Source organism: Microbacterium sp. LMI12-1-1.1 (assembly GCF_040676455.1).
Lineage (GTDB): Bacteria > Actinomycetota > Actinomycetes > Actinomycetales > Microbacteriaceae > Microbacterium.
Map to the genome: position 1 here is coordinate 335,542 of NZ_JBEGIA010000012.1, position 24,929 is coordinate 360,470.

Sequence of the window (24,929 nt, forward strand, 5' to 3'; positions counted from 1 at the left end):
GTCCTCAGCGACTCGAGGTCGTCATGCCCATGCGTGCGAGCACGATGTTCTCGATCACCTGCACGACGTTGTAGAGCAGCAGCGTGATGATCGTGATGAGCGCGACCGACGCCCACAGCTCGTCGAAGCGGGCGGACGCGCTGAACTTCTGGATCATGCCGCCGATGCCCTGACCGGTCGACAGCCACTCCGCGAGGAGCGCACCGGTGACGGCGCCCGGCACCGAGACGCGCGCCGCGGCGAAGAGCGAGGGGAGGGCTCCGGGCACGTTGACCTTGCGCAGCTGGGTCGCCCGGCCGCCGCCGTAGACGTGAACCACGTCGAGGCTCTCCTTCGAGGCCCGGCTCAGCCCGAACATCATCGACGCGAGGGCCGGGAAGAGCACCACGATCGAGCCGATGACGGCGACGGATGCCGCGGTCCCGCGTCCCGTGATGAGGATGATCACGGGGGCGATCGCGACGAGCGGCACCGACCGCAGGAGCAGCGCGAGCGGCATGACGCCCATCTCCACGGAGCGCGACAGCGAGAACGCGAGCGCGAGGACCAGGGCGACCACCATGCCGACGACGAACCCGAGGGCCGCGTCGGAGAGTGTCTGCGCGAGGAGCGGCATCATCTCGGCGCGGTTCTGAGCCGCCTCCTCCGAGGTGAAGAAGAACTCCCAGACGTCGGCGGGGCCCTTCGCGACGTAGGGCGAGATGCCCGTGAGATTCACGACAGCCCACCACAGCGCGAGCACGATGACGAAGGTCAGCAGGGCGTTGAGCAGCGACCTGCCGACGGTGCGCGAGATCGCGCCCGCCCGCGCGGCGGCCGCACCCGGTGGGGCGGGCGAGGCGGCGGACGTCATGGCGTCGCCAGGTGCGGACGTGTCCGTCGTGGTGCTCATGCCGCCACCGCCCTTCCGGAGACCCACGGCGTGACCGCGCGCGAGATCAGCCCGACGAGCGCGTAGCCGATGAGCGCGACGATCGCCGACAGCAGGAACACCGCCCACACGCGTGCCGAGTCGAGGTCGCCCTGCAGCCGGATGAGCGTGATGCCGACGCCGCGGTCGGTGCCCCCCATGTACTCGCCGAGGATCGCTCCGAGGAAGGCGGACGGAACCGCGATCTGCAGGGCGTTGAGGATGGCGGGCAGCGCCGCGATGAGCCGCACCTTGCGCAGCTGCGTGAACCGCGATCCGCCGTAGACGCGCACGACGTCGAGGCTGGCGCGATCGGAGGAGCGGAACCCGAGCAGCGCCCCCACGACGGTGGTGAAGAACACCGCGAGCGCCGCGAGGAAGATCGCGGTCGCGCTCGGGTCGCCGGCGCGCTTCGCGCCGCCCAGCACCACGATGGCGATGCCGCCGACGGCGACGACGGGCAGGCAGTAGCTCACGACCGCGATCTGCACGACGACGGTCTCGATGCGGGGGGCCAGCAGCACCGTCGCCGCGAGCAGCAGCGCGAGGGCGTTGCCCCACGCGTACCCGATGAGGGCCTCGGTGACCGTCACCTGGAAGACGCTCCAGTACGCGGCGAGACCGTCCTGCCAGATCGTCTGGAACACGACGAACGGCGACGGCACGGGAGTGAACGTCGTCCCCGGCGGCGGCTGGAAGATCGTCACGGAGAACAGCCACCACGCTGCGATCAGCGCCACGGCGCCGATGACGCCCGCGAGCCACCCGGGGATGCCGCGCCCGCGCATCAGGACTCCGCGGCGGCGCGGCCGTCGGCGCCGAAGAGCAGCTCGGAGGCGCGGTCGACGAGCTCGTGGAACTCGGGGGAGCGCTGCATGTCGGGCGTGCGAGGATGCGGCAGGTCGACGTCGATGATCTCCTTGATGCGGCCGGGTCGCGGCGACATCACCGCCACGCGGTCGGAGAGGAAGATCGCCTCCGCGATGCCGTGGGTCACCAGCAGCGTCGTCGCGGGCTTCTCGGTCCAGATGCGCAGCAGCTCGAGGTTGAGGTTCTGACGGGTCATGTCGTCGAGCGCGCCGAACGGCTCGTCGAGGAGGAGCACGGAGGGCTTCAGGGCGAGCGCCCGGGCGATCGACACGCGCTGTCGCATGCCGCCCGACAGCTGCGCGGGCTTGGCCTTCTCGAAGCCGGTCAGGCCCACCAGGGCGATGAGCTCGTCGATGTACGCCTTGTCGACGCGGCGGCCGGCGATCTCGAAGACCAGTCTGATGTTCGCCGAGACCGACCGCCACGGCAGCAGCGCGTGGTCCTGGAACGCGATGCCGAGCTCGCTGTCGCGACGCAGCTGGGCCGGAGTCTTGCCGTCGACGAAGACCTCGCCGCCGGTCGGTGTCTCGAGGTCGGCGAGGATGCGCAGGATCGTCGACTTCCCGCAGCCCGAGGGACCGAGCAGAGCCAGGAACGAGCCCCTGTCGGTGTGCAGGTGGGTGTCCTGCAGGGCGGTCACGGTCTTTCCGCGACCCGTCTGGAACGTCTTGCTGAGTCCGTCGATGCGGATGCCGGAGCCCGAGGCCGGCACCGCCGGCGGGGTCTGCCCCGCCGGCGGTGCGGTGACCGCGGCATCCGTCGTGCGGGTGCCGTTCAGGTGCGTGTCGGTCATGATGCTCTCTGATCAGAGGAGGACTACGGCAGGTAGTCCTTGAGCTCGGGACTCTCTTCGTAGATCTCGTCGATGATCGTCGTGTCGAAGAGGTCGTCCACCGACACGTCCCAGCCGGCGGCAGCGAGCGAGGCGACGGTCTGCTCCTTCAGGTCGTCCGAGATCGTGAACAGGCCGTTGGCCTCGGTCTCCTCGGTCGAGATGAGCAGCTTCTCGGCTTCGAGGCCCTTGCCGGTCTTGACCGGGTCGAGGGCTCCGAACACGGCCTCGAGGCCGTCCTCCGACTCGGAGGCCGCCTGGTTGTAGTACGTCTCGATGAGCGAGACGGTGTCGTCGGTCGACTCCGTGAACACGTCGGTCCAGCCCTTGATCTCGGCGATGAGGAACGCCTTGAGCAGCTCCTTGTTCTCAGCGAGGTACTGGTCGGTGACGCTGAAGGTCTCGGCGACGTACGGCACGCCGTTGTCGGCGTACGAGAGGTTCGTGATCTCGTAGCCGGCGAGCTCGACCGTGAGGGCCTCGTTGGTCAGGTACGCCATGAAGCCGTCCACCTCGCCGTTCATCAGCGGCGTCGGGTCGAAGTCGACCGGCACCACCGTGACGTCGGCCGGGTCGATGCCGTTGGCGTTGAGGAGGGCCGCGAACACCGAGGCGTTCGAGTCCTGGACGCCGATGGTCTTCCCCACGAGGTCTTCGGGCGTCGTGATGTTCCCGCCGTCGGCGAGCGAGAGGATCGTGAACGGGTTCTTCTGGAACGTCGCGCCGATGATCTTGAGAGGCGCCTCCTCCTCGGCGATCGCGGCGCCGATCGAAGCCGCGTCGCTGAGCGCGACCTGCACCGTTCCGGACAGCAGCTTGGCCACGCCCGTGTCGGGACCGGAGATGCCGATCACGTCGTCGAAGCCGGCCTCGTCGTAGTAGCCGTTCTCGTAGGCGTAGAACTCGCCCGCGAACTCCTCGTTCTTGATCCACGAGTACTGGACGCTGATCTCGCCGTACGACGCCGCCTCTTCGCCGCCGCCCGCGGCGGGCGTGGAACCGCCCGATGCGCAGCCGGCGAGGACGAGGGCGGCTCCGACGAATGCGGCCGCGGCGGCCGCGAGCCGGCGCGGCCGGCTCAGGTTGCTGTGTCGTGCCATCGGGTGTGGCTCCCCTTCTGATGCAGTGTGATCTGAGCGACGCTATGGGGTGCACGTTTCGCCTCGTGCCCCCTGGTGTTTCCGGGTTGTGACGAGGCGTCGGGACGCGCGCGACGGCGGCTGTGCGGCGGTGGATCAGGGCAGCGCGGATGCCGCTGCCGCCACGGGTGCGGCTTGCGCTCCGCGCTCCTGCAGCAGGCGCCACACCCGCTCACGGGTGAACGGCTGGTGGTACGGACGACCGCCCACCGCGCGGGCGATCGCGTTGCCGACCGCAGCCGCGACGGGGTTGTACGGCGACTCGCTCATCGACTTCGCGCCGAAGGGCCCGACGGAGTCGTGGGTGTCGGCGAGCAGCACCTCTGTGATCGGGACGTCGGCGAACTGCGGGACGCGGTAGAGCCGGAACGCGGGATTGGCGACCGCCCCGGTCTCATCGACCAGAACCTCCTCGTAGAGTGCGCTGCCGAGCCCCTGCGCCGCGCCGCCCTCGATCTGGCCGCGGCACTGCGCGGGGTTCATCACGAATCCCGCATCGGCCGACTGGACCGACTGCAGCACCCGCACGGTGCCGGTCTCGGGGTCGACGGCCACACGCACGGCGTGCACGTTGAACGACAGGCTGCGCTCGTCACCGTGCTCGCTGCCGGTGCCGACGATGCCGTCGACGGTGCGGTGCGCGGGCGCGGCGGCGCGCACGAGATCGGCGTACGGCACGAGGCGGCCGCCCGCCTGCACGCCGCCGGGGGCCAGCTGTGCGGCATCCGCTCCGGTGACCCGGCGGGCGGTGTCGAGCATGCGCGTCTTCAGCTGGCGGCATGCGGCCGTGAGCGCCTTGCCCGCGCCCGTCACCCCGGCCGACGCGAACGCGCCGGTGTCGTACGGGACGAGGTCGGTGTCGGCGCCCCGCAGCACGATGCGCTCGGCGGAGGCCTCGAGCACGGTCGCGCCGATCTGGCGCATCACGGTGCTGGTGCCGTTGCCGAACTCGGCGGTGCCGACCGCGAGGGCGATCGTGCCGTCCGTGCGCAGGGTGGCCGACGTGTGCGCGTGGTGGCCGCCGGGGGCCATGGCGGCGATGAACGACAGGGCCATGCCCTCCCCGACGAGCCAGCCGTCGGGCGCGTCGACGCCGTTCCCGCGGCGGAGCGCATCCTGCGCGAGATCGAGGCACTGGTCGAGTCCGTAGCTGCCCCACACGAGGTCTTCATCGTGCTCGTCGTGCACGGTGAGCAGCGGATCGCCCTCGCGCACGGCGTTGCGGCGACGGAGGTCGAACGGGTCGATGCCGAGTCGCTCGGCGAGCATGTCGAGCGCTGACTCCACGCCGAGGATCACCTGGCCGAGCCCGTACCCGCGGAACGCGCCCGACGGCACGTTGTTCGTGTAGACGACCTCCGCGTCGACGCGCTTGACGGGACAGCGGTAGACGTTGATCGACTCGGCGCAGCCGTGGAACATCACGCCGATGCCGTGGTTGCCGTACGCGCCGGTGTCGCTCAGCACATCGAGCTTGATGGCCGTGAGCACGCCCTCCGCCGTCGCCCCGAGCGTCACTGCGACACGGAACGGATGCCGCACCGAGGCGCGACGGAACTCGTCGGCGCGGGTGAACTCGTACGCGACCGGGCGTCCGGTGCGCAGCACCGCGAGAGCGACCAGGTCTTCGGCGAACATCTCCTGCTTGCCGCCGAAGCCGCCGCCCACGCGCGCCGCGTGCACGCGGATGCGCTCGCGCGGCAGCTCGAACAGGCGCGCCAGCTCGTCGCGCACGAGGAACGGCACCTGGGTGCTGGATCGGATGACCAGCCGGCCCTCCGCGTCCAGGCGGCCGATCGCGCCGTGGGTCTCGAGCTGCGCGTGCGACACGCGGCTGGTGCGCCAGGTGCCCGACACCGTCACGGCGCTCGACGCGAGGGCAGCCTCCACGTCGCCGCCGATGCCGTCGTGGAGCGTCGCCAGCACATTGCGGGATGCCTCCGCCACGCGGTCCTCGACGGTCCGGTCGGGGTGCAGCACGGGTGCGCCGGGACGCCGTGCTTCCTCGGGGTCGAAGACCGCTTCGAGCAGCTCGTACTCGACCGCGACCAGGCGGCAGGCCGCGTCGGCGGCCTCCGCCGTCTCGGCGACCACCGCCGCCACCCGCTGTCCGACGAAGCGCATGACGTCGTCGAGGATGCGGGTGTCGTCGGGGTCGTCCTCGCGGTGCTCGTGCCGCGCCGTCGAGAACCGGCGGGCGGTGGCGTTCTCGTGCGTGAACACCGCGATCACGCCCGGTACCGCGCTCGCCGCCGTGGTGTCGATCGCGACGATGCGCGCGTGGGCGTGAGGCGATCCGACGACCCGCAGGACGAGCGCGTCCGACACGTCGGTGTCGAACGTGTACGGCTCGAGCCCCTGCACGATCCTGCGGCTCGGCTCCGGCCGCACCGACTGCCCGACGCGTCCTTCGACCGGCTCGGCGGCCGCGCCGCCGGTCTCGCGCACGGGGCCGAGCACCGACGCCTCGATGGCGTCGCGGATCGGCCGGTACCCGGTGCACCGGCAGAGGTTGCCCTTCATCCGGCGGTCGAGGTCGGGGAGGTCGTCGGCGGTGAGTGTCGAGGCGGTCACTGCCACGCCCGGGGTGCAGAACCCGCACTGGAAGCCGAAGTGCTCGACGAGCGACTCCTGCACCGGGTGCAGGTCGTCGCCGCCGGCGAGGGCGGCAGCCGTCGTGACGGAGGCGCCTTCGACCCGCACCGCCGGGATGACGCAGGAGTGCACGGGCACGCCGTCCAGGATCACGCTGCACGCGCCGCAGTCCCCGGCGTCGCAGCCCTTCTTGACCTCGTGGTGCCCGCTCTCGCGCAGCAGCGTCCGCAGGCACTGCCCGGCCCGCGGCTCCGCCTCGAGCGGCTCCCCGTTGACCTCGAATCTCATGCGGCCCGCTCCTGTCGCACCAGCTCGTCCCGGATGCGCCGCGCCAGCACGGCGCTCACCCCGCGGCGCCAGTCGGCCGAGCCGAGCGGATCGGAGTAGTAGCCGGGGGCGTCGTGCACGGCCGCAGCGAGGGCCGCGGCATCCGGAACCTCGGCGAAGCGGAACACAGCCGGACGCACCGTCGCCGCCGTGACGGTGAAGACGCACCCGCCGTCGTCGTCGATCCTGCCGGTGACGACCGCGCCGGAGCGCCCGTGCTCGGCGAGCGCGATCTTGCGCAGCAGCACGCGCGAACGCAGCGCGCGGGCGGGAAGGTCGATCGCCCGCAGCACCTCACCCGGCGCGAGCGCGTTCTCGCCGTTGCCCGTCACGAGGTCGGCCACGGCGATCGTGCGCGAGCCGCCGCCGGGCGGCCAGACCTCGGCCGTGCCGTCGAGGGCGACGGCGAGCGAGATCATCGCTCCCGCGGCGAACGACCGGCACACGTTGCCGCCGACGGTCGCGGTGTTCCAGATCTTGAACGACGCGAGCAGCGCGTTCGCGGCGTCGGGGATGACGGATGACGCGGCCCATGCGTGCGGCACGCTCACCTCGCCGCGGCCCTCGGCCCATGCGACGAGGTGCGCGATCGTGCAGGTCGCGCCGATGCGAAGGCCGTCCGCGGCGACTTCGAGTGCGGGCCACCCCATGGTCGTGAGGTCGACGAAACCCGTCGTGTGCGGCTGCGGCTCGCTCATGAGCCAGGTGCCGCCCGCGAGGAGCGTCTCGCCCGGAGCCAGCCGCAGGTCGCGGCGCGAACGCGCCCGGCGGTACGAGGTGACCGAGGTCACGTCCACGCGCGTCTCCTTCCGCTGTGACGGCCGGCCACCCTCGACTCGACGCGTCGGAGGCCGCTGGTCCGCCAGTCAAGCAACCTGCGGTTTCCACGGTGTTTCGCTCGATTGCGGGCATGCGGCAGTCGCCGCCCGGGCGCCGGGTCGTCGTGGGCGTCGCCGGTCAGAGCCGCTCCGCGAGGGCCACGGATGCCGCGGCGACCTCGCGCGCGAGGCGCGCTTCGTCGGCCGTGACGAGCGTCGCGTCCTCGACCACCGCCCTGCCGCCGACGTACAGGCGCTTCAGCGGCGGCAGCGCCCCGAGGCCGAGTGCGGCGACCGGATCGAGGATGCCCGCGTGCTCGACGCGATCGACCTGCCACACCGCGACGTCGGCGAGCTTGCCGGGCTCGAGGGAGCCGATCTCCTGCTGCCTGCCGAGCACCCGCGCGCCGCCCATCGTCGCGATGCGCAGGCCGTCGCGCACGCTCATGGACTCTGATCCGGTGCGGAGGCGGTTCATGAGCACCGCTTCGCGGATCTCGGCGCCGAGCTGTCCCGACTCGTTCGACGCGGAGCCGTCCACACCCAGCCCGACCGGCACGCCGGCATCGAGCAGCGCCCGCACCGGCGCGATGCCGGCGGCGAGCCGCGCGTTCGACGAGGGGCAGTGCGCGACCCCCGTGCCGGTCGCGGCGTATCGCTCGATCGCGGGGGCGTCGAGGTGCACGCCGTGCGCCATCCACACGTCATCGCCCAGCCACCCGAGCTCTTCGAGGTGCTGCGTCGGGGTGCGGCCGAAGTGCTCGATGCAGTAGGCGTCCTCCTCGACGGTCTCCGAGGCGTGCGTGTGCAGCCGAACACCGAGCGACCGGGCCAGCACCGCCGCCTCCCGCAGCAGGTCGGCGGTGACCGAGAACGGCGAGCACGGCGCGATCGCGATCCGCACCATCGCGTCGAACGAGGGGTCGTGGTAGCGCTCGACCGCCTCCTGCGACGCCCGCAGGGCGGCATCCGTCGTCTCCACCGCGAAGTCGGGCGGGAGCCCGCCCTGCGAGCGGCCCAGATCCATCGACCCGCGCGTGGCGTGCAGCCGCACTCCGACGGTCGACGCGGACTCGACGAGCGCGCCGACGATGTCGCCCGATCCGTGCGGGAAGACGTAGTGGTGGTCGCCGACCGTCGTGCAGCCCGACCTGGCGAGGACGGCCATCGCTCCCGCCGCCCCGGCCCCGGTGAGGTCCGCATCGATGCGCGCCCACAGCGGGTACAGCGCCGTCAGCCAGTCGAACAGGATCGAATCCTGGGCGTACCCGCGCGTGAGCCACTGGTACAGGTGGTGGTGGGTGTTGATGAGGCCCGGGGTCACGAGGCATCCGCGCGCGTCGACGAGCTCGGCGCCCTCGCGCAGGGGGTCGGGCGCGCGCCCGGCGCCGACCGCGATGATCCGTCCGCCCTCCATCACGACGTGGCCGCCGGCGTACTCGGCGCCGACCGCGTCGACGGTCGCGACATGCGCGTTCTCGATGACGGTGCGGGTCATGAGGCTCCTGCCTGAAGTGGGATGCCGCAGCCCGAGGTCGCGGCCGAGCCGGTGGGCGCGTCGGCCGTTGTCGCGGGGGTGCGGCGGTGGAGCGATCCGCTCCGCTCGCGCAGGGGCAGCCCCGATCCGCCGTGACGGGCGGCGACGATCTCGGCGAGGACCGAGATCGCCGTCTCGTCGGGCGATGCGCCGCCGAGATCGAGGCCGAGCGGCGCACGGATCCGCGCGATGTCGGCCTCGTCGACCCCGGACTCGCGCAGCAGCTCGGCGCGGCGCGCGACCGTGCCCCGGGCACCCATCGCCCCGACGAACCCGATCGGCAGCGACAGCGCCGCTGCGAGGGCCGGCGCGTCCACGCGCTCGTCGTGGGTGAGCACGCACACCGCGGTCCGGGCGTCGAGCGCCGCGACGTCGAGCCCGGCGAGATGCTCGTGAGGGATCGCCGCGACCAGTTCGGTCGCGGCGGGGAACCGCTCACGCGTGACGAGGGCCTCCCAGACGTCGCACACCGTGACGGCGAAACCCGCCGCGGCCGCGACGCGGCACAGAGCAGCGGCGTGCTCGCCGGCGCCGACGATGATGAGCCGGGGCGCCGGTGCGTGCGAGAGGACGAGCACGTCGTGGCCGTCCTGTGCAGTCGCGAGCACGGCTGTCTCCCGGCGGGAGATCAGGTCGCCGATCTCCGGGACCTCGCCACGGCGACGGTCGCCGCCGGCGACCGCTGAGCGCGGCGCGGGCTCGCCGGGCATGGTGCCGGCGACAGCGCCGCGCAGCGCGGTCTCGTCGAGCACCGTGCCTGCGCGCGGTCCTGCCAGCACGATGCCGACGGTGACTCCGCGGCCGGCGACGACCGACTCGAGGGCTGCGATCACGGCGGGCTCGGGCGACACCGCGTAGGCGGCCACGTCGACGCTTCCCCCGCAGGCGAGGCCGGCGGCATGGGCGGCGTCGTCCGAGAACCCGAGCCGCGCCGTCAGGGGTCTGCCCCCCACGCGCGCACCGTGCGCCAGCACCACCGCGTCGCCTTCCACGCAGCCTCCGGAGATCGACCCGAGCACGCTCCCGTCTGCGGTCACGGCCATGGTGGCGCCCGGGCCGCGAGGGGCGCTCCGCGCCACCCGGGTGACGGTCACGGCGGCGACAGGCGCGCCACGCCGCAGCAGAGGCAGCAGGTCGCGCGCGCGTTCGAGCATGCGCACACGCTAGGCCCGCCGTGTTTCGGGCGCACTACGCTCAGGAAACGCCCGCGGCGCCGCCGCGGCATCCCATCCGAGGTAGGCGGAGTCGTGCGCATCTGCGGAGTCGTGCTGGCGGCGGGCGCCGGGACCCGATACGGGTCGCCGAAGGGTCTTGCGCGCACGGCGGACGGCGAGCCCTGGGTCGCTCGAGCGGTCCGCACGCTTCGGGAGGGAGGCTGCGACGAGGTGCTGGTCGTCGTCGGTGCGCGCGGCGACGAGGTCGCCGCACTCGTGCCGGACGACGCCGGGGTGGTCGAGGCGGGCGACTGGGCCGACGGACTCTCGGCGTCTCTGCGGGCGGCACTCCGAGCGGCCCAGGGAGCCCGGCACAGCGCGGAGGGTGCGGCATCCGCTGATCCGGGGTTCACGGCTGCTGCGGCGTTCGACGCCGTCGTCGTGATGCCCGTCGACGCTCCCGATGCGCCGGCATCCGTCGTTCGTCGAGTGATTGCGACGCTTCGTCGGGAAGCGCCCCTCGTTCAGGCCGTCTATGGCGGCGTGCCTGGGCATCCCGCGGGGATCACCCGCTCGCACTTCGCCGCGCTGTGCGCCGCGCTGGATGGTGACCGCGGCGCACGACCGTATCTCGTCACCCAGGGCGTGGTCGAGGTCGAGTGCAGCGATCTCTGGTCGGGCGCCGACATCGACCACCGGTGACGACACGCGGAGCGCCCGCTCACCGGTCGTTGAGCGAGTCGAACACGTCGCACCACCGGTCGTCGAGGGAGGGAGCGCCAGCGACCGAGACGAAGCGCCTCCAGCCGTGCCGCTGCGCCGGGTGCGGCGCGTTTCGTCTCGCTCGTTCCTCGCTCGCTCAACGACCGGGGGTGCCGAAGCGCCTCGAGCTGTGCCGCTGCGCCGGGTGCGGCGCGTTTCGTCTCGCTCGACGACCGGGGGTTCCCGCGCGTTTCGTCTCGCTCGTTCCTCGCTCGCTCAACGACCGGGGGCGCGGCGCGTTTCGTCTCGCTCAACGACCGGGGGTGCCCGCTTCAGTCGCCGAGGACGACGTTGATCGGCGGCTCGCCGGCGACGAGGCGCTCGATCTGCGTGCGCACCAGCTTCGCGACGCGGGGGCGCATCGCACTCGAGGCGCCGCCGACATGCGGCGCGATGAGCACGCCGGGAAGGCTCCACAGCGGGTGCCCGTCCGCAAGCGGCTCGGGGTCGGTCACGTCGAGCGCGGCGCGGATCCGTCCGCGACGGATGTGGTCGACGAGCGCCTCGGTGTCGATGAGCGAGCCGCGCCCGACGTTGACGACGAGCGCGCCGTCGGGCAGCGCGGCCAGGAACGCATCGTCCACGATGTGCCGGGTGGCGTCGCCGCCGGGCAGCGTCAGGATCACGATCTCGGCGCGGCGGAGCAGTTCGGGCAGCTCGTCCACCCCGTGCACATGGTCCACGCCGTGCGCGCCGTCCTCGTCGCGGGCGCGGGAGGCCACCGCCGTGAGCTCCACCTCGAACGGCGCGAGGCGCGCGGCGACCGCCTTGCCCACGCCGCCGTAGCCGAGCAGCAGCACGCGGCGGTCGGCGAGGCTCTGCGCGAAGACGGGCGCCCAGCGCCCCGCCGCGGTGTCGACCGCGAAAGCGTCGATGTGCCGCTGCGACGCGATTGCGAGGCCCACGGCCAGTTCGGCCGTGGAGGTCTCGTGCACGGATGCCGCGTTGGCGAAGCGCAGGCCCGCGGGAAGGATGTCGGCGACGCCGTCGAAGCCGATCGACTGACCCTGCACGAGACCGACGTCGACGCCCTCGAGGCGCTCGAGCACGCGCGCCATCGACATGTACGGCGGCACGACGATGTCGAACCGGTCGCGCGGGGCGGGGCCGTCCATCGGCCACACCACCAGCTCGACGCCGGCGGGGAGCTCCCCGAGATCTGCGGCGAGTTCTTCGGTCGGGACGCTGACGACGAGGGTGCGGATGTCACTGCTCACACCATCCACGCTACCGGCGAGGCGACGGGCCGGCGTCGCCGAGCGGCGCTACGCTCTCGCCCAGCGGACACCGCGGTCCGAGCGGCGCCCCGGAAAGAGGAGGCGGACGTGGTTCCCGAGATCAACTACTGGGCGGTGCTCATCGCGACGGCGTCGAGCATGGTCGTCGGCTCCATCTGGTACACCCCGAAGGTGTTCGGCACCCGATGGGCGAAGCTCGCGAACGTCGACATGGACCGGCCCGGAGCGACCGCCGTCGTGCCGATCGTCGTGACCGTCATCGTCAGCTTCGTGACCGCGTGGGTGCTCGCCGGCGCCTCCTCGATCGCGTGGCACTTCTACGGCGGCAGCTACCTCTGGTCGGCGCTGGCGACCGGCGTCATCCTGTGGGCCGGCTTCACTGCGGCGAGGTTCATCACGCACGACGCCTTCGAGGGCCGGCCGTCCTCGCTGACGGTGCTGAACATCGCGCACGAGCTCGTGACGATCGTCGTGATGGCGCTCATCATCGGCGTGTGGCCGCCGGCGGGCACCGTCTGACGCGCGCGCTTCCGGTCGCTCGCCGGCGGATGCCGGTGGTCAGGCGGCCTGCGCCACCACGGCCGCGATAGCCGAGGTGAAGAACGACAGGCCGTCGACGCCCGACCGCATGGCAGCCGCGGTGTCGGGACCGAAGCCCGGCTCGGCCGCGTGCTCGGGGTGGGGCATGAGGCCGACCACGTTGCCGCGCTCATTGGCGATGCCGGCGATGTCGCGGAGCGATCCGTTGGGGTTCACCCCGACGTACCGGAACACCACGAGACCCTCGCCCTCGAGGCGATCGAGCTCGCTCTCGGAGGCGATGTAACCGCCGTCGGCGTTCTTCAGCGGGATCACGATCTCCTGGCCGGAGGCGAATTCGTGCGTCCATGCCGTGTCGTTGTTCTCGACGCGGAGGCGCTGGTCGCGGCGGATGAACTGCTGGTGCGCGTTGCGGATCAGGCCGCCGGGGAGCAGGTGCGCCTCGACGAGCATCTGGAAGCCGTTGCAGATGCCGAGGATGGGCATGCCCTGCGCCGCGGCATCCTTCACCTCCGACATGATCGGCGCGAGCGCCGCGATCGCACCCGCGCGCAGGTAGTCGCCGTAGCTGAAGCCGCCCGGCAGCACGAGTCCGTCGACGCCGTCGAGGTCGTGCGAGCCGTGCCAGAGGGCGACGGGCTCGCCGCCGGCGATCTCGATCGCGCGCTGGGCGTCGCGGTCGTCGAGCGAGCCGGGGAAGGTGATGACCCCGATGCGGGCGGTCATTCCACGACCTCGATGCCCACGACGTCCTCGATCACCGCGTTCGACAGGATCTCGTCGGCGATGCGCTGCGCCTCGGCGAGCACCTCGTCGGTGACCTCGCCCTCGACGGTGAGCTCGAACCGCTTGCCGATGCGCACCGCGCTGAAGTCGGAGACCCCGAGCCGGGCGAATGCGCCCGAGACGGCCTTCCCCTGCGGGTCCAGAAGCTCGGCCTTGGGCATGACGTCGACGACGATGGTGGGCATCCGAATCCTCCTGGCGGCCGCGGGCCGCAGCTATCGGTCGTTGAGCGACGAGCGCAGCGAGGAGTCGAAACGCCGGATGTCGCGGGCAGGGGTCCCCTCCAGTCTACGGGCCCCGGCATCCGTCGTATCGACCGCCTGCCGCAGAGCTCGTGACGCAACCGTGATCAAACCGTGGGAGCGCTCCCTTGACTTCGTGGGAGCGCTCCCGTAGCGTGGCGTCTCGATCGATGGGAACGCTCCCACGAACACACCAACCGGCGAGGATCCCTCCGAGCCGATCCTGCAACACACACGACCCTGACAACACAAAGGAGTGACAGTGAACGCACGCGCCTTCCGCAGAAGCGCTGTGGCAATCGCCGCATTCTCGGCTTCCGCCATCGTCCTCGCCGGCTGCGCCGGCGGCAACGGCAACGACGACGCCGGCAGCGAAGACGGCGAGATCACGCTGACCCTGGCGACCTTCAACGACTTCGGCTACGACGATGAACTCCTCCAGGAGTACATGGACGAGAACCCGAACGTGAAGATCGTCCACAACAAGGCGGCCATCACCGACGACGCCCGTACGAACTTCTTCGCGAAGCTCGGCAAGGAAGGCCTCGCCGACATCGAGGCCGTCGAGGTCGACTGGTTCGCCGAGGCCATGCAGTACTCCGACCTGCTCGCCGAGGTGCCCGACAGCGCCAAGGGCCGCTGGGTCGAATGGAAGGAAGAGGCCGCGACGGATGCCGATGGGCGTCTCGTGGGCTTCGGCACCGACATCGGACCGCAGGCGGTCTGCTACCGCGCCGACCTGTTCGCCGCCGCCGGCCTGCCCTCGACGCCGGACGAGGTCGCCTCGGCGATCGACGGCGACTGGGACACCTTCTTCGACCTGGCCGACCAGTACAAGGCTGCGACCGGCAAGCCGATGCTCGACTCCGCCAACTCGGCGTTCCAGGGCATCGTCAACCAGGTCGAGTTCCCGTACGACGAGCCCGACGGCACTGTGGTCGCGACCTCCAACCCGGAGATCGAGGCGGCCTACAACCTCGTCGTCGAGCGCGGCATCCCGAACTCGGCCTACTCGGGCCAGTGGTCGGACGACTGGAACGCCTCGATGGCCAACGGTGAATTCGCTGCCATGCTGTGCCCGCCGTGGATGCTCGGCATCATCTCGGGCAACGCGCCCGAGGTCACCGGCTGGGAGATCGCGAACGCGTTCCCCAACGGCGGCGGCAACTGGGGCGGCTCGTACCTGACCGTCCCGGCGAACGGCAAGAACGTCGAGGCGGCTCTCGCCCTCGCCGACTGGCTGACCGCTCCGGAGCAGCAGGAGAAGACCTTCGTCAACGTCGGCGCATTCCCGAGCGCGGTCGACGCGCAGGCCGCTCCGTCGATCACGGACTCGACCAACGAGTACTACGCCGACGCCCCGACCGGCTCGATCTTCGCCGACCGCTCCGAGGCGATCACGGTCACGCCGTACAAGAGCGCGGACTACTTCAAGTACAACACCGCGCTGCAGGACGCCATCACGCGAGTCTTCGACGGTGTCGAGGACGCGCAGACCTCGTGGGACACCTACGTCGCCGAAGTCGAAGCATTCTGATCGGTCGACGATGACGATCGTGTCCGCTCGCCGGACGTGATCTGACATCACCAGTGGAGTGCGTGCGGGTCCCCGCGGCCCGCACGCACTCCGCCTCCAGCGCCCACTCTCCACCCGGATCGGAGCCCCCCGGTGACCTCGACCGCAACCCGCCCCACGGCATCGGGGCCGGACGATCGGCCCAAGCCCGAACGCGCGCCGCGCGTGCTGTCCTTCTCCCATCGCATGAGCCGCTGGGACCTGAAGGTCTCGCCCTACCTCTACATCTCGCCGTTCTTCATCCTGTTCGCGATCGTGGGACTCTTCCCGATCGTCTACACGGCGGTCATCTCGTTCCAGGAGTGGGACCTCGTCCGCAACTCCGGCACGTTCGTCGGCTTCGACCAGTACATCTGGATCCTGTCGCAGGCCGACTTCTGGGTCGCGCTGCGCAACACGTTCAGCATCTTCCTGCTGTCGTCGGTGCCGCAGATCGTGCTCGCCCTGTTCATCGCGGCGATGCTCGACCGCAACATCCGGGCCAAGACCTTCTGGCGGATGAGCGTCCTGCTCCCGTACGTCATGGCCCCGGTCGCCGTCGCGTTGATCTTCAGCAACATGTTCGGCGACAACCACGGTCTGGTGAACAACATCCTCACCAGCATCGGACTGGACCCGATCGCCTGGCACAAGGACCCGTTCTGGAGCCACATCGCCATCGCGACGATGGTCAACTTCCGCTGGACGGGCTACAACGCCCTGATCCTGCTCGCCGCCATGCAGGCCGTGCCGCGCGAGTACTACGAGGCCGCCACCGTCGACGGCGCCAACGCGTTCCGCCAGTTCTGGAGCATCACGCTCCCGTCGCTGAAGCCGACGCTCATCTTCGTGATCATCACCTCGACGATCGGCGGACTGCAGATCTTCGACGAGCCGCGCATGTTCGACACCTTCGGCCGCGGCGGCGCCGCCAACCAGTGGCTGACGATCACGCTGTACCTCTACAACATCGGCTGGGGCGAGTTCAACTTCGGCCGCGCCGCAGCCCTGGCGTGGATCCTGTTCATCATCATCCTCGCCATCGGCCTGATCAACCTCGGCATCACCCGTCGCCTTGTGCGCGACGAGGGCGGTCGCGGCGTCATCCAGCGCCGCCGTCGCCGGAAGGGAGCCCAGCAGTGAGCGCCATCAGCACCCCGCCCCTCGCCGTCGTCGAGGAGAACCTCCCCAACGCGCGTCGCAACCGGCGCACCACCAAGATCCGCGGCGTCCGCGCCGGGTTCTGGGTGTACCTCGGCCTCGGAGTCGTCATCGTCTCGGCGATCTTCCCCTACTACTGGTCGTTCCTGATCGGCTCGGGCGACGCCACCACGATCAACGACCCGAACATGTCGTGGCTGCCGGGCGGCAACTTCATCGCCAACGCGCTGGCGGTCGTCAACGACCCGGCCGTCAACTTCTGGCTGGCGCTGTGGAACTCCATCTTCAGCTCGACCGTGATCGCGGCATCCGTCGTCATCTTCTCGACGCTCGCCGGCTGGGCGTTCGCGAAGCTGCGCTTCCCGGGCGGCAAGTGGCTGCTGGCCTTCGTGGTCGCCACGATGGCCGTGCCCATGCAGCTCGGCGTGGTGCCGCTGTACCTCCTGTTCTCGGACCTCGGCTGGACCGGCCAGATCGGCGCCATCATCATCCCCGCGCTCACCAGCGCGTTCGGGGTGTTCTGGATGACGCAGTACCTGTCGCAGACCGTGCCGGACGAGCTCATCGAGGCGGCGCGCGTGGACGGGGCCTCCATGATCCGCACGTTCTGGACGGTCGGCGTCACCGCGGCCCGTCCCGCGGCCGCGATGCTGTTCCTCTTCACCTTCGTCGGCGCGTGGAACCAGTTCTTCTGGCCGTTCATCGTGCTCGACCGCCAGAGCCCCACCCTGCCGGTCGCGCTCTCGCTGCTGCAGTCCAACTACTTCGTGGACTACTCCATCGTGCTGGCCGGCGTGCTGCTCGCCACGATCCCGCTGCTCATCCTGTTCGCCTTCGCGGGCAAGCAGCTGGTGAGTGGAATCATGGCCGGTGCCGTCAAGGGCTAGGCCTTCCGCCTCCGCTCGGCCTCAGTCATCCTGAACTCAATGCATCCAGAGAGGACCTCCCCCCTCATGACGACCGCGATCCCGCGCGCCTTCCCGTCGGACTTCCTGTTCGGCGCCGCGACCGCCGCCTTCCAGATCGAAGGCGCCGCCCACGAGGACGGCCGCCGTGACTCCATCTGGGACGCCTTCTGCCGTGTGCCGGGCGCGGTCATCAACGGCGACAACGGCGACGTGGCGTGCGACCACTATCACCGCTACGCCGGCGACGTGGCGCTCATGAAGCACCTGGGCCTGCAGACGTACCGCTTCTCGACGTCGTGGTCGCGCGTGCGGCCCGACGGCGGCGCGGTCAACCCGCAGGGCGTCGACTTCTACAAGCGGCTGACCGACGAGCTGCTGGATGCCGGCATCCTGCCGTGGCTGACGCTCTACCACTGGGACCTGCCGCAGGCGCTGCAGGAGAAGGGCGGCTGGGCCAACCGCGACACGGCCGACCTGTTCACCGAGTACGCGCTGACGATGCACGACGCGCTGGGCGACCGGGTGAACGTGTGGACGACGCTCAACGAGCCGTGGTGCTCGTCGTTCCTGAGCTACACCGCCGGCCTGCACGCGCCGGGTCACTACAGCGTCGAAGAGGGCGTCCTGGCCGCGCACCACCTGCTGCTCGGTCACGGGCAGGCCGTGCGCGAGCTGCGGGCGCGCGACGCGTCGCTCAAGCTCGGCATCACGCTGAACCTGACGGTCGCCGAGCCGGTCGACGCGAACGACCCGGCAGACGCCGACGCCGCGCGCCGCATCGACGGCCAGTTCAATCGCTGGTTCCTCGACCCGATCTTCCGCGCCGAGTACCCGGCCGACGTCGTCGAGGACATCCGGAAGGTGGATGCCGCGGCCGTCGCCGCATGGGAGTCCGCCGTGCGTCCGGGTGACCTCGAGACGATCGCGACGCCGATCGACACGCTCGGCGTCAACTACTACCACGGCGAGTACGTGGGCGGCCACGAGCCGGTGAACCCGCCGATCGGCGGCGACGCGCCGACCGACCGCCCGGGCCGCTCGCCGTACCCCTCGCACGAAGGCATCTTCTGGCACGAGCGCGGCCTTCCCCGCACCCCGATGCAGTGGGAGGTGCAGCCCGAGGGCCTCACCACGCTGCTGCACCGGGTGTGGGACGAGTACGCGCAGTCGGCCGGCACGGTTCTCTATGTCACCGAGAACGGTGCGGCCTACGACGACGAGCTGGTCGTCGAGGGTGACGAGAAGCGCGTGCACGACGCCGATCGCGTGGAGTTCCTGCGCGGCCACCTCGGCGCGATCCTCGATGCCGCAGACGCGGGCGTCGATGTGCGGGGATACTTCTATTGGTCGCTCCTCGACAACTTCGAGTGGGCGTGGGGGTACGAGAAGCGGTTCGGCATCGTGCGCGTCGACTACGACACGCAGGAGCGCACGCCGAAGGACAGCGCTCTCGAGTACCGCCGGATCATCGGCGCCCGCGCCCTCGACCTGGAGCCCGCGCGCGCGGCGGCCGTCACGTCATAGCGTCCCGGACATAGCATCCGGGAGGAGGAAGAGAATGAGCGTCGAGGCGATGCGTTCGGCAGTCACGATCGAAGAGGTCGCCGCAGCGGCGGGGGTCTCGCGGTCCACGGTGTCGCGCGTGGTGAACGGCTCGACGGCGGTGAGCCCCGAGGCTCTGCAGTCGGTGACGCGAGCGATCGCCGAGCTCAACTACGTCCCGAACCGCGCCGCGCGGTCGCTGGCGAGCCAGAAGACCCACGCGGTCGCGCTGATCGTCCCCGAAGACACCACACGGTTCTTCGGCGACCCCTTCTTCGCGGCCATCGTGTCGGGGATCAACTCCCGCCTGAGCCGCTCGGACTACGTGCTCAACCTCTTCATCGCGAGCGATGACCCGGGCGACAAGACCACGAGCTACGTCCGCAGCGGCGCCGTCGACGGCGCCATCGTCGTCTCGCACCACACCAGCGACACGTTCATCGACCGCATCGCGAGCGTCGTCCCGGTGGTCTACGGCGGCCGCCCGGTGCGCGAGCGCGAACGCGACTACTACGTCGACGTCGACAACGTGCGCGGGGCCTACGACGCGACCGTCTACCTGATCGAGAGCGGCCGCAAGCGCATCGCGACGATCACGGGTCCGCGCGACATGCCCGCCGGCGTCGACCGGCTGCAGGGCTACCGCGACGCGCTGGCCGCGTGGGACCTCGACGAGATCGCCGTCGAGGACGGCAACTTCACCGCCGACGGCGGTGCGGATGCGATGCGTCGCGTGCTCGCCACCGGTGCGAAGCCCGATGCGGTCTTCGTGGCCAGCGACCTCATGGCGCGCGGCGTGCTGACCGTGATCGCGGCGGAGGGCCTTCGTGTTCCGGAGGACATCGCGATCATCGGCTTCGACGACTCGCCGGTGGCGACCTCCGTCATCCCGCAGCTGACGACGGTGCGCCAGCCCTCCTTCGCGCAGGGGGAGCGCATGGCGACGGTGCTGCTCGACCTCCTCGCGGGGCGGCATCCGCGGCACGTCACGATCCTCGAGACCGAGCTGGTCGTCCGCGAATCGGTCTGACCGCGGGTTCCGGGAATCCTGGGTCAGCCGCGGCCGGGGACGGTGGCTTGCAGGAGGTTGCGCCAGGGGTCGTCGAACGACACGGTGCGACCGTCGTCGCGCGCCTCGAGGCCGTGGTGCCGCAGGCGCTCGGCGAGGGCGCCGAGGGCGTCGGCGTCGGGCAGGGCGAGGTCGACGCGGCCGAGGCCGAGCGCCGGCATCCGTGGTCCGGCTCCGCGCGAGTTCCACACGTTCATCGCCATGTGGTGGTGGTAGCCGCCGGCGCTCACGAACAGCGCCTGGTCGCCCATCGCGGCGGTCTGGTCGAACCCCAGCGCGTCGACGTAGAACGCACGGGCGCTCGCGACGTCGCCGACCGACAGGTGCACGTGCCCCACGGATGCCGCGTCCTGACCGGTCGCACCGCTCGCGGCCCGCTCGGTGAGGTGCTCGCGCAGAAAGGCGTTCGGGTCGAGGTGAAGGGTCGCCATCTCGATGCTGCCGTGCGTCCACGACCACTCGGTGCGGGCGCGGTCCCAGTAGAGCTCGATGCCGTTGCCCTCGGGGTCGGTCAGGTAGAACGCCTGGCTGACCAGGTGATCGGCCGATCCGGTGAACGTGTGCGGGGCGTGCTGGGCGACGCTGTACAGCGCGGCCGCAAGGGCCTCCTGCGTCTCGAAGAGGATGGCGGTGTGGAACAGCCCCGCCGCGCCGGGCGTCGCGTGGCGCAGCGCCGGCTCGTGCCGCAGCACGACCACGGCTCGGCCGGCTCGTCCGAGCACGACCTCGTCGCCGTCGGTGGCGAGCACCTGCAGCGTGATGACGTCGCGGTAGAACGCCGTCATGCCGTCGAGGTCGCCCACGAGGAGCGTCACGGCTCCCATCGACGTGTCGGCGGCGAGACGGTCGGCCGCCGCGAGTTGTGTATTCACACGAATGAGAACCTCCGGCATCCGCCCTTCATTCCCCCGCACGACGGGTCGAGGTCGCCCGGAGACCCGGAGTCAGCTGCGCCCCAAACCCGAGAAGGACGATGGATGCCGCCACCCAGGTGGACTCGAGGGCCTCGGGTGGCGGCATCCGCTGTTCGACTATTGCGGGTCGCCGCCGAGCTGGCCGACGGCCGGGATCGGGCCGCCGTCGTCGGCGCCGGTCTTGCGCCAGCGGGCGATGGCGTTGCCGAGGTGGTAGATCAGCAGGGCCGCCGCTGCGCCGATCACGATCGCGCCGAGCTGGAAGTCGCCCCACTGCATCGTGAACCCGGCGATCGCGATGACGAGCGCGACGGCGCCGGTGTACTGGTTCACCGGGCGCGAGAAGTCGACGCGGTTGTCGACCCAGATCTTGATGCCGATGATGCCGATCAGGCCGTACAGCGCGGTCGTCACACCGCCGAGCACGCCGGCGGGGATCGAGTTGAACACCGCGCCCACCACCGGCGACAGCGACAGCAGGATGGCGAACAGTCCCGCGACCCAGTAGGCGGCGGTCGAGTACACGCGGGTCGCGGCCATGACGCCGATGTTCTCGCCGTACGTCGTCGTGCCCGAGCCGCCGAAGGTGCCGGCGAGCACGGTGGCGGCGCCGTCGGCGATCAGGGCGCGACCCGTGTACTGGTTGACCGACGACTCGGTCATCGTCGCGACGCCGCGCACGTGGCCGACGTTCTCGGCGATGAGCACGAGCACGACCGGCAGGAACATCGCGATGACGCTCCAGGTCCCCGGGTCGCCGAAGGTCGGGAACGCGAAGGTCGGGAGGCCCACCCACTGCCCGTTCGCCACGAGCTCGTCGACGGCGCTGAAGTCGACCTCGCCGCGCAGCAGCGCGACGATGTAGCCGACGATCACGCCGAGGAAGATCGAGATGCGGCCGAGGAACCCGCGGAACAGCACGCTGAACAGGATCACGGCGGCCAGCGTGATGGTCGCGGTGATCGGCGCCTGCTGGAAGTTCGTCCACGCGACCGGCGCAAGGTTGAATCCGATCAGCGCGACGATGGCGCCGGCGACGACCGGAGGCATGAGCTTCTCGATCCAGCCGAGGCCCGCGAACTGCACGATGAAGCCGACGGCCGCCAGCAGCACGCCCACGGCGACGATGCCGGCGAGCGCCGAGCCCATGCCCTGCGAGGCGGTGGCCGCCGTCACCGGGGCGATGAATGCGAATGAGGAGCCCAGGTAGCTGGGCAAGCGGTTCTTCGTGATGAGCAGGAACAGCAGCGTTCCGATGCCCGAGAAGAGCAGGGTCGTCGAGACGGGGAAGCCGGTGAGCACCGGCACGAGGAATGTGGCGCCGAACATCGCGATGACGTGCTGCGCGCCGATCGCGACCGTGGCGGGCCAGTTCAGTCGCTCGTCGGGCTTCACCACCTTGCCCGGTTCGACGGTCCGGCCGTTGCCGTGAAGGGTCCACGTAGGCATGTGCGCTCCTTGCGCTCGGGGGATGGTGCGAGCATCACCCTAGCGACGACCGGCGGCTCGGTGAGTTGCCCCGGCGATGCGGCATCCGAGAGGCTGGTGCGGGGCCGCGGCGCCTCGTTCGCGAAACCGATGTGACGGAGAGATGTGACCGACTCAGCGATTCCTTCCCTGCCCCCTGGCCCGGCGGTGACGGCCGATGCCGCCCGGAGCGGGTCCTCGCTACCCGGCGATCATGCGGCGCTCGAGCTCCGCGGCCTGCACAAGCGGTTCGGGCAGAAGGTGGCGGTCGAGAATCTGAGCCTGCGGGTGCCCGCCGGATCGTTCTACGGCCTGGTCGGACCGAACGGCGCCGGCAAGACCACGACGCTGTCGATGGCGACGGGCCTCCTCGCACCCGACGCGGGCCAGGCGCTCGTGCATGGGGTCGACGTCTGGCGTGATCCCGTCACGGCGAAGGCGATGCTCGGCAACCTGGCCGACGGCGTCAAGCTGTTCGATCGACTCACCGGCGAGCAGCTCGTCACGTACAACGGCCTGCTCTTCGGCATCTCGCACGACGAGATCGCCCGTCGCACGGCGGATCTCCTGGCACTCATGGACATGACGGATGCCGCGGGCACGATGGTCGTGGACTACTCGGCCGGCATGACCAAGAAGATCGCGTTGGCGTGCGCCCTCGTCCACGCGCCGCGGCTGCTCGTGCTCGACGAGCCGTTCGAGTCGGTGGATCCGGTGTCGGCCGCGAACATCCAGGACATCCTCACCGGCTACGTCGCGGGCGGCGGCACGGTGATCGTCTCCAGTCACTCGATGGACCTGGTGCAGCGCATGTGCGACCACGTCGCGATCGTCGCCGCCGGCCGCCTGCTCGTCGCCGGGACCGTCGATGACGTGCGCGCGGGCCAGCCGCTGCAGGATCGCTTCGTCGAGCTCGTCGGAGGCCGTCGCCACACGGAGGGGCCGGAATGGTTGCGACGCTCCTGAGGCTGCGGTTCCGGGTTCTGGGCAATCAGCTCGCCCGCAGCCCGTGGCAGCTGGTCGGCTTCATCTTCGGCGCCGCGTACGGGCTCGGCCTGCTGGCCGGCATCGTGGTGGGGCTCGTGCTGCTCGGCTTCGGCGATCTGCGGCTGGCGAGCAACGTCATCGTCGGCGTCGGTTCGGTCGTGACCCTGGGCTGGGCCCTCGTCCCCCTCGTCGCCTTCGGCGTCGACACCACGCTGGACCCCGCCCGCCTCGTCGTGTTCCCCATGTCGCTGTCGCGCATGATGGTCGCACTGACGCTCGCGGGGGTCTGCGGCATCCCCGGGATCATCACCTCCGCGGCGGCGATCGCGACGATCGCGACCTGGGCCCACTGGCCGGCGGCGATCGTCGCCTGGATCGTCAGCACGCCCCTGGCCGTGCTGACGGCGGTCGTCGCCTCGCGCGCCGTCGCGTCGCTGGCGTCGGGACTCGGCAGCGGGCGGCGCTTCCGCGAGGTCTCGGGGATCGTCATCTTCATCCCGCTGATCCTGGCCGGCCCGATCATCGCGGGCGTGGCGACCGGCTTCGCCGTGAACGCCGACACGCTGGCGTCGACGGTTCCGGTGCTGGGATGGACCCCGCTCGGCGCCGCCTGGGCGGTGCCGGCCGATGCCGCGGCGGGGGATCTGCCAGCGGCGGCGGCGAAGCTGCTGATCGCGCTCGTGACGCTTGCGGTCCTCTGGCTGCTGTGGCGCGCATCGCTCGGCCGTTCCCTGGTGCGTCCCCCGCAGACGTCGGCCGCGCCGGTGCGGGCGGGCTCCGTCGGCTGGTTCGGGCGCGTGCCCACCGGCGCGGCAGGCGCCATCTTCGCGCGGGCGCTGACGTATTGGACGCGCGACCCGCGCTACCTGCGCCAGCTCATCGGGGCGCCGCTCGTGCCCGTGCTGCTGTGGTTCTACGCCCGCGGCGGCGATCCCCTGACCGCGCTGACGTTCTCGGGTCCGATCATCGCGATGGTGATCGGCATCGTCGTGTACGCCGACATCTCGTACGACGGCACGGCTTTCGGCACCGAACTCATCACGGGAGCCTCCGGACGCGCCGACCGGGTCGGCCGCAGCCTCGCCGCGGCCGCGGTGGCGCTGCCCCTGGTGGTGCTCGCCGTGATCGTGCCCTTCGCCCTCGGGGGCGATTGGCAGCAGTTCCCCGGCATCCTCGGCATGTCGGTCGGCATCCTGCTCACGTGCTACGGCGTGTGCGCGGTCACCTCGGCACAGCTGGTGGTTCCGGTGGCAGCCTCCGGCGACAACCCGTTCAAACGGGTTCCGGGCACCACGTTCCTCCAGGGCATGGCGTTCTTCGGCATCTGGCTCGTCGCGCTGGTGCTGTCGGCACCCGTCGTGATCGTAGGGCTGATCGGCTACTTCACGGGCGACGCGACGCTCAGCTGGGTGGCGTGCGCCATCGGAATCGTGCTCGGTGCCGCCGTGCTCACCGGCGGCATCCTCGTCGGCGGTCGCGCGCTGGACCGCACGGCACCTGTCCTGCTGTCGCGGCTCAAGGCGATGAAGAACGCCTGATCCCGTGGCGTCGGCGCCGCGGTGCCGACGCGTCCGGG

22 protein-coding genes are annotated in these 24,929 nt (G+C 71.0%); 9 read left to right on the forward strand and 13 right to left on the reverse strand.

Annotated elements, in window-relative coordinates; genetic code table 11:
- Positions 1-4: 4 nt before the first annotated feature.
- The 8 genes from MRBLMI12_RS10210 to MRBLMI12_RS10245 form a co-directional block, all read right to left on the reverse strand.
- Entirely contained in the window at positions 5-892 is an 888-nt protein-coding gene (locus MRBLMI12_RS10210; RefSeq protein WP_363356295.1) for an ABC transporter permease, read from the reverse strand.
- On the reverse strand, positions 889-1,698 hold the full coding sequence (locus tag MRBLMI12_RS10215; protein ID WP_363356297.1) for an ABC transporter permease: 810 nt from the start codon (positions 1,696-1,698) through the stop codon (positions 889-891). Before MRBLMI12_RS10215 ends, MRBLMI12_RS10210 begins: the two co-directional genes overlap by 4 nt.
- Positions 1,698-2,573, reverse strand: a complete 876-nt coding sequence (locus MRBLMI12_RS10220; RefSeq protein ID WP_363356300.1) for an ABC transporter ATP-binding protein — start codon at positions 2,571-2,573, stop codon at positions 1,698-1,700. Before MRBLMI12_RS10220 ends, MRBLMI12_RS10215 begins: the two co-directional genes overlap by 1 nt.
- Before the next feature lie 23 nt (positions 2,574-2,596).
- A complete protein-coding gene (locus MRBLMI12_RS10225; RefSeq protein ID WP_363356302.1) occupies positions 2,597-3,712 on the reverse strand; it encodes an ABC transporter substrate-binding protein in 1,116 nt (371 codons plus the stop codon).
- A 135-nt stretch (positions 3,713-3,847) separates the two neighbouring features.
- Positions 3,848-6,634: a molybdopterin-dependent oxidoreductase gene (locus MRBLMI12_RS10230; RefSeq protein ID WP_363356303.1), complete on the reverse strand. Its 2,787-nt coding sequence runs from the start codon at positions 6,632-6,634 to the stop codon at positions 3,848-3,850.
- Positions 6,631-7,470 (reverse strand): FAD binding domain-containing protein, encoded by an 840-nt coding sequence (locus MRBLMI12_RS10235; protein ID WP_363356305.1) that lies wholly within the window; start codon positions 7,468-7,470, stop codon positions 6,631-6,633. The genes MRBLMI12_RS10230 and MRBLMI12_RS10235 overlap by 4 nt, the downstream gene beginning before the upstream one ends.
- Positions 7,471-7,630: 160 nt before the next feature.
- Positions 7,631-8,989, reverse strand: coding sequence for an 8-oxoguanine deaminase (locus MRBLMI12_RS10240; RefSeq protein ID WP_363356307.1), 1,359 nt, complete (start codon positions 8,987-8,989; stop codon positions 7,631-7,633).
- Entirely contained in the window at positions 8,986-10,182 is a 1,197-nt protein-coding gene (locus MRBLMI12_RS10245; protein ID WP_363356309.1) for an XdhC family protein, read from the reverse strand. Before MRBLMI12_RS10245 ends, MRBLMI12_RS10240 begins: the two co-directional genes overlap by 4 nt.
- Positions 10,183-10,275: 93 nt before the next feature.
- Between MRBLMI12_RS10245 and MRBLMI12_RS10250 the strand changes: the two genes are divergently transcribed.
- Positions 10,276-10,884 (forward strand): nucleotidyltransferase family protein, encoded by a 609-nt coding sequence (locus MRBLMI12_RS10250; RefSeq protein WP_363356311.1) that lies wholly within the window; start codon positions 10,276-10,278, stop codon positions 10,882-10,884.
- Positions 10,885-11,216: 332 nt separating this feature from the next.
- Here the strand turns inward: MRBLMI12_RS10250 and MRBLMI12_RS10255 are convergent, their stop codons facing one another.
- Complete coding sequence (locus tag MRBLMI12_RS10255; protein ID WP_363356313.1) at positions 11,217-12,161, reverse strand: 2-hydroxyacid dehydrogenase; 945 nt, start codon at positions 12,159-12,161, stop codon at positions 11,217-11,219.
- Between the two features lie 108 nt (positions 12,162-12,269).
- On the opposite strand from MRBLMI12_RS10255, the gene MRBLMI12_RS10260 reads away from it, so the two are divergent.
- Positions 12,270-12,701 (forward strand): DUF1761 domain-containing protein, encoded by a 432-nt coding sequence (locus tag MRBLMI12_RS10260; RefSeq protein ID WP_363356315.1) that lies wholly within the window; start codon positions 12,270-12,272, stop codon positions 12,699-12,701.
- A 39-nt stretch (positions 12,702-12,740) separates the two neighbouring features.
- Here the strand turns inward: MRBLMI12_RS10260 and purQ are convergent, their stop codons facing one another.
- Together purQ and purS are read right to left on the reverse strand one after the other, a co-directional pair.
- The gene (purQ, locus tag MRBLMI12_RS10265) at positions 12,741-13,448 is read right to left on the reverse strand and encodes a phosphoribosylformylglycinamidine synthase subunit PurQ (protein WP_363356317.1); all 708 of its coding nucleotides are present in this window, start codon (positions 13,446-13,448) and stop codon (positions 12,741-12,743) included.
- On the reverse strand, positions 13,445-13,693 hold the full coding sequence (gene purS / locus MRBLMI12_RS10270) for a phosphoribosylformylglycinamidine synthase subunit PurS (RefSeq protein WP_194412072.1): 249 nt from the start codon (positions 13,691-13,693) through the stop codon (positions 13,445-13,447). Before purS ends, purQ begins: the two co-directional genes overlap by 4 nt.
- 349 nt (positions 13,694-14,042) lie before the next feature.
- Between purS and MRBLMI12_RS10275 the strand changes: the two genes are divergently transcribed.
- The 5 genes from MRBLMI12_RS10275 to MRBLMI12_RS10295 all read left to right on the forward strand — a co-directional run bounded on the left by MRBLMI12_RS10275 (position 14,043) and on the right by MRBLMI12_RS10295 (position 19,946).
- Entirely contained in the window at positions 14,043-15,287 is a 1,245-nt protein-coding gene (locus MRBLMI12_RS10275) for an ABC transporter substrate-binding protein (protein ID WP_363356319.1), read from the forward strand.
- 132 nt (positions 15,288-15,419) lie between these two features.
- Positions 15,420-16,448: a carbohydrate ABC transporter permease gene (locus MRBLMI12_RS10280; protein ID WP_363356321.1), complete on the forward strand. Its 1,029-nt coding sequence runs from the start codon at positions 15,420-15,422 to the stop codon at positions 16,446-16,448.
- The gene (locus tag MRBLMI12_RS10285; protein ID WP_363356323.1) at positions 16,445-17,353 is read left to right on the forward strand and encodes a carbohydrate ABC transporter permease; all 909 of its coding nucleotides are present in this window, start codon (positions 16,445-16,447) and stop codon (positions 17,351-17,353) included. The genes MRBLMI12_RS10280 and MRBLMI12_RS10285 overlap by 4 nt, the downstream gene beginning before the upstream one ends.
- Before the next feature lie 66 nt (positions 17,354-17,419).
- The gene (locus MRBLMI12_RS10290; protein ID WP_363356325.1) at positions 17,420-18,898 is read left to right on the forward strand and encodes a glycoside hydrolase family 1 protein; all 1,479 of its coding nucleotides are present in this window, start codon (positions 17,420-17,422) and stop codon (positions 18,896-18,898) included.
- Positions 18,899-18,932: 34 nt separating this feature from the next.
- Positions 18,933-19,946 carry a LacI family DNA-binding transcriptional regulator gene (locus tag MRBLMI12_RS10295; RefSeq protein WP_363356327.1) on the forward strand — a complete coding sequence of 338 codons (1,014 nt, stop codon included), beginning with the start codon at positions 18,933-18,935 and terminating at the stop codon, positions 19,944-19,946.
- Between the two features lie 23 nt (positions 19,947-19,969).
- On the opposite strand, the gene MRBLMI12_RS10300 is transcribed toward MRBLMI12_RS10295, so the two are convergent.
- Together MRBLMI12_RS10300 and MRBLMI12_RS10305 are read right to left on the reverse strand one after the other, a co-directional pair.
- Positions 19,970-20,809 carry a VOC family protein gene (locus MRBLMI12_RS10300; RefSeq protein WP_404909525.1) on the reverse strand — a complete coding sequence of 280 codons (840 nt, stop codon included), beginning with the start codon at positions 20,807-20,809 and terminating at the stop codon, positions 19,970-19,972.
- A gap of 207 nt (positions 20,810-21,016) precedes the next feature.
- Positions 21,017-22,348, reverse strand: a complete 1,332-nt coding sequence (locus MRBLMI12_RS10305) for a uracil-xanthine permease family protein (protein WP_363356331.1) — start codon at positions 22,346-22,348, stop codon at positions 21,017-21,019.
- A gap of 186 nt (positions 22,349-22,534) precedes the next feature.
- Between MRBLMI12_RS10305 and MRBLMI12_RS10310 the strand changes: the two genes are divergently transcribed.
- Positions 22,535-23,332 (forward strand): ABC transporter ATP-binding protein, encoded by a 798-nt coding sequence (locus tag MRBLMI12_RS10310; RefSeq protein WP_363357039.1) that lies wholly within the window; start codon positions 22,535-22,537, stop codon positions 23,330-23,332.
- Positions 23,314-24,891, forward strand: coding sequence for a hypothetical protein (locus tag MRBLMI12_RS10315; protein ID WP_363356333.1), 1,578 nt, complete (start codon positions 23,314-23,316; stop codon positions 24,889-24,891). The genes MRBLMI12_RS10310 and MRBLMI12_RS10315 overlap by 19 nt, the downstream gene beginning before the upstream one ends.
- Positions 24,892-24,929: the final 38 nt, after the last annotated feature.

Coding starts and splice junctions, on each gene's coding strand:
- MRBLMI12_RS10315 (WP_363356333.1), top strand. CDS start 23,314: ATGGTTGCGACGCTCCTGAGGCTGCGGTTCCGGGTTCTGGGCAATCAG.
- purQ (WP_363356317.1), bottom strand. CDS start 13,448: ATGACCGCCCGCATCGGGGTCATCACCTTCCCCGGCTCGCTCGACGAC.
- MRBLMI12_RS10240 (WP_363356307.1), bottom strand. CDS start 8,989: ATGACCCGCACCGTCATCGAGAACGCGCATGTCGCGACCGTCGACGCG.
- MRBLMI12_RS10300 (WP_404909525.1), bottom strand. CDS start 20,809: ATGGGAGCCGTGACGCTCCTCGTGGGCGACCTCGACGGCATGACGGCG.
- MRBLMI12_RS10215 (WP_363356297.1), bottom strand. CDS start 1,698: ATGCGCGGGCGCGGCATCCCCGGGTGGCTCGCGGGCGTCATCGGCGCC.
- MRBLMI12_RS10295 (WP_363356327.1), top strand. CDS start 18,933: ATGAGCGTCGAGGCGATGCGTTCGGCAGTCACGATCGAAGAGGTCGCC.
- MRBLMI12_RS10220 (WP_363356300.1), bottom strand. CDS start 2,573: ATGACCGACACGCACCTGAACGGCACCCGCACGACGGATGCCGCGGTC.
- purS (WP_194412072.1), bottom strand. CDS start 13,693: ATGCCCACCATCGTCGTCGACGTCATGCCCAAGGCCGAGCTTCTGGAC.
- MRBLMI12_RS10290 (WP_363356325.1), top strand. CDS start 17,420: ATGACGACCGCGATCCCGCGCGCCTTCCCGTCGGACTTCCTGTTCGGC.
- MRBLMI12_RS10230 (WP_363356303.1), bottom strand. CDS start 6,634: ATGAGATTCGAGGTCAACGGGGAGCCGCTCGAGGCGGAGCCGCGGGCC.
- MRBLMI12_RS10225 (WP_363356302.1), bottom strand. CDS start 3,712: ATGGCACGACACAGCAACCTGAGCCGGCCGCGCCGGCTCGCGGCCGCC.
- MRBLMI12_RS10245 (WP_363356309.1), bottom strand. CDS start 10,182: ATGCTCGAACGCGCGCGCGACCTGCTGCCTCTGCTGCGGCGTGGCGCG.
- MRBLMI12_RS10210 (WP_363356295.1), bottom strand. CDS start 892: ATGAGCACCACGACGGACACGTCCGCACCTGGCGACGCCATGACGTCC.
- MRBLMI12_RS10305 (WP_363356331.1), bottom strand. CDS start 22,348: ATGCCTACGTGGACCCTTCACGGCAACGGCCGGACCGTCGAACCGGGC.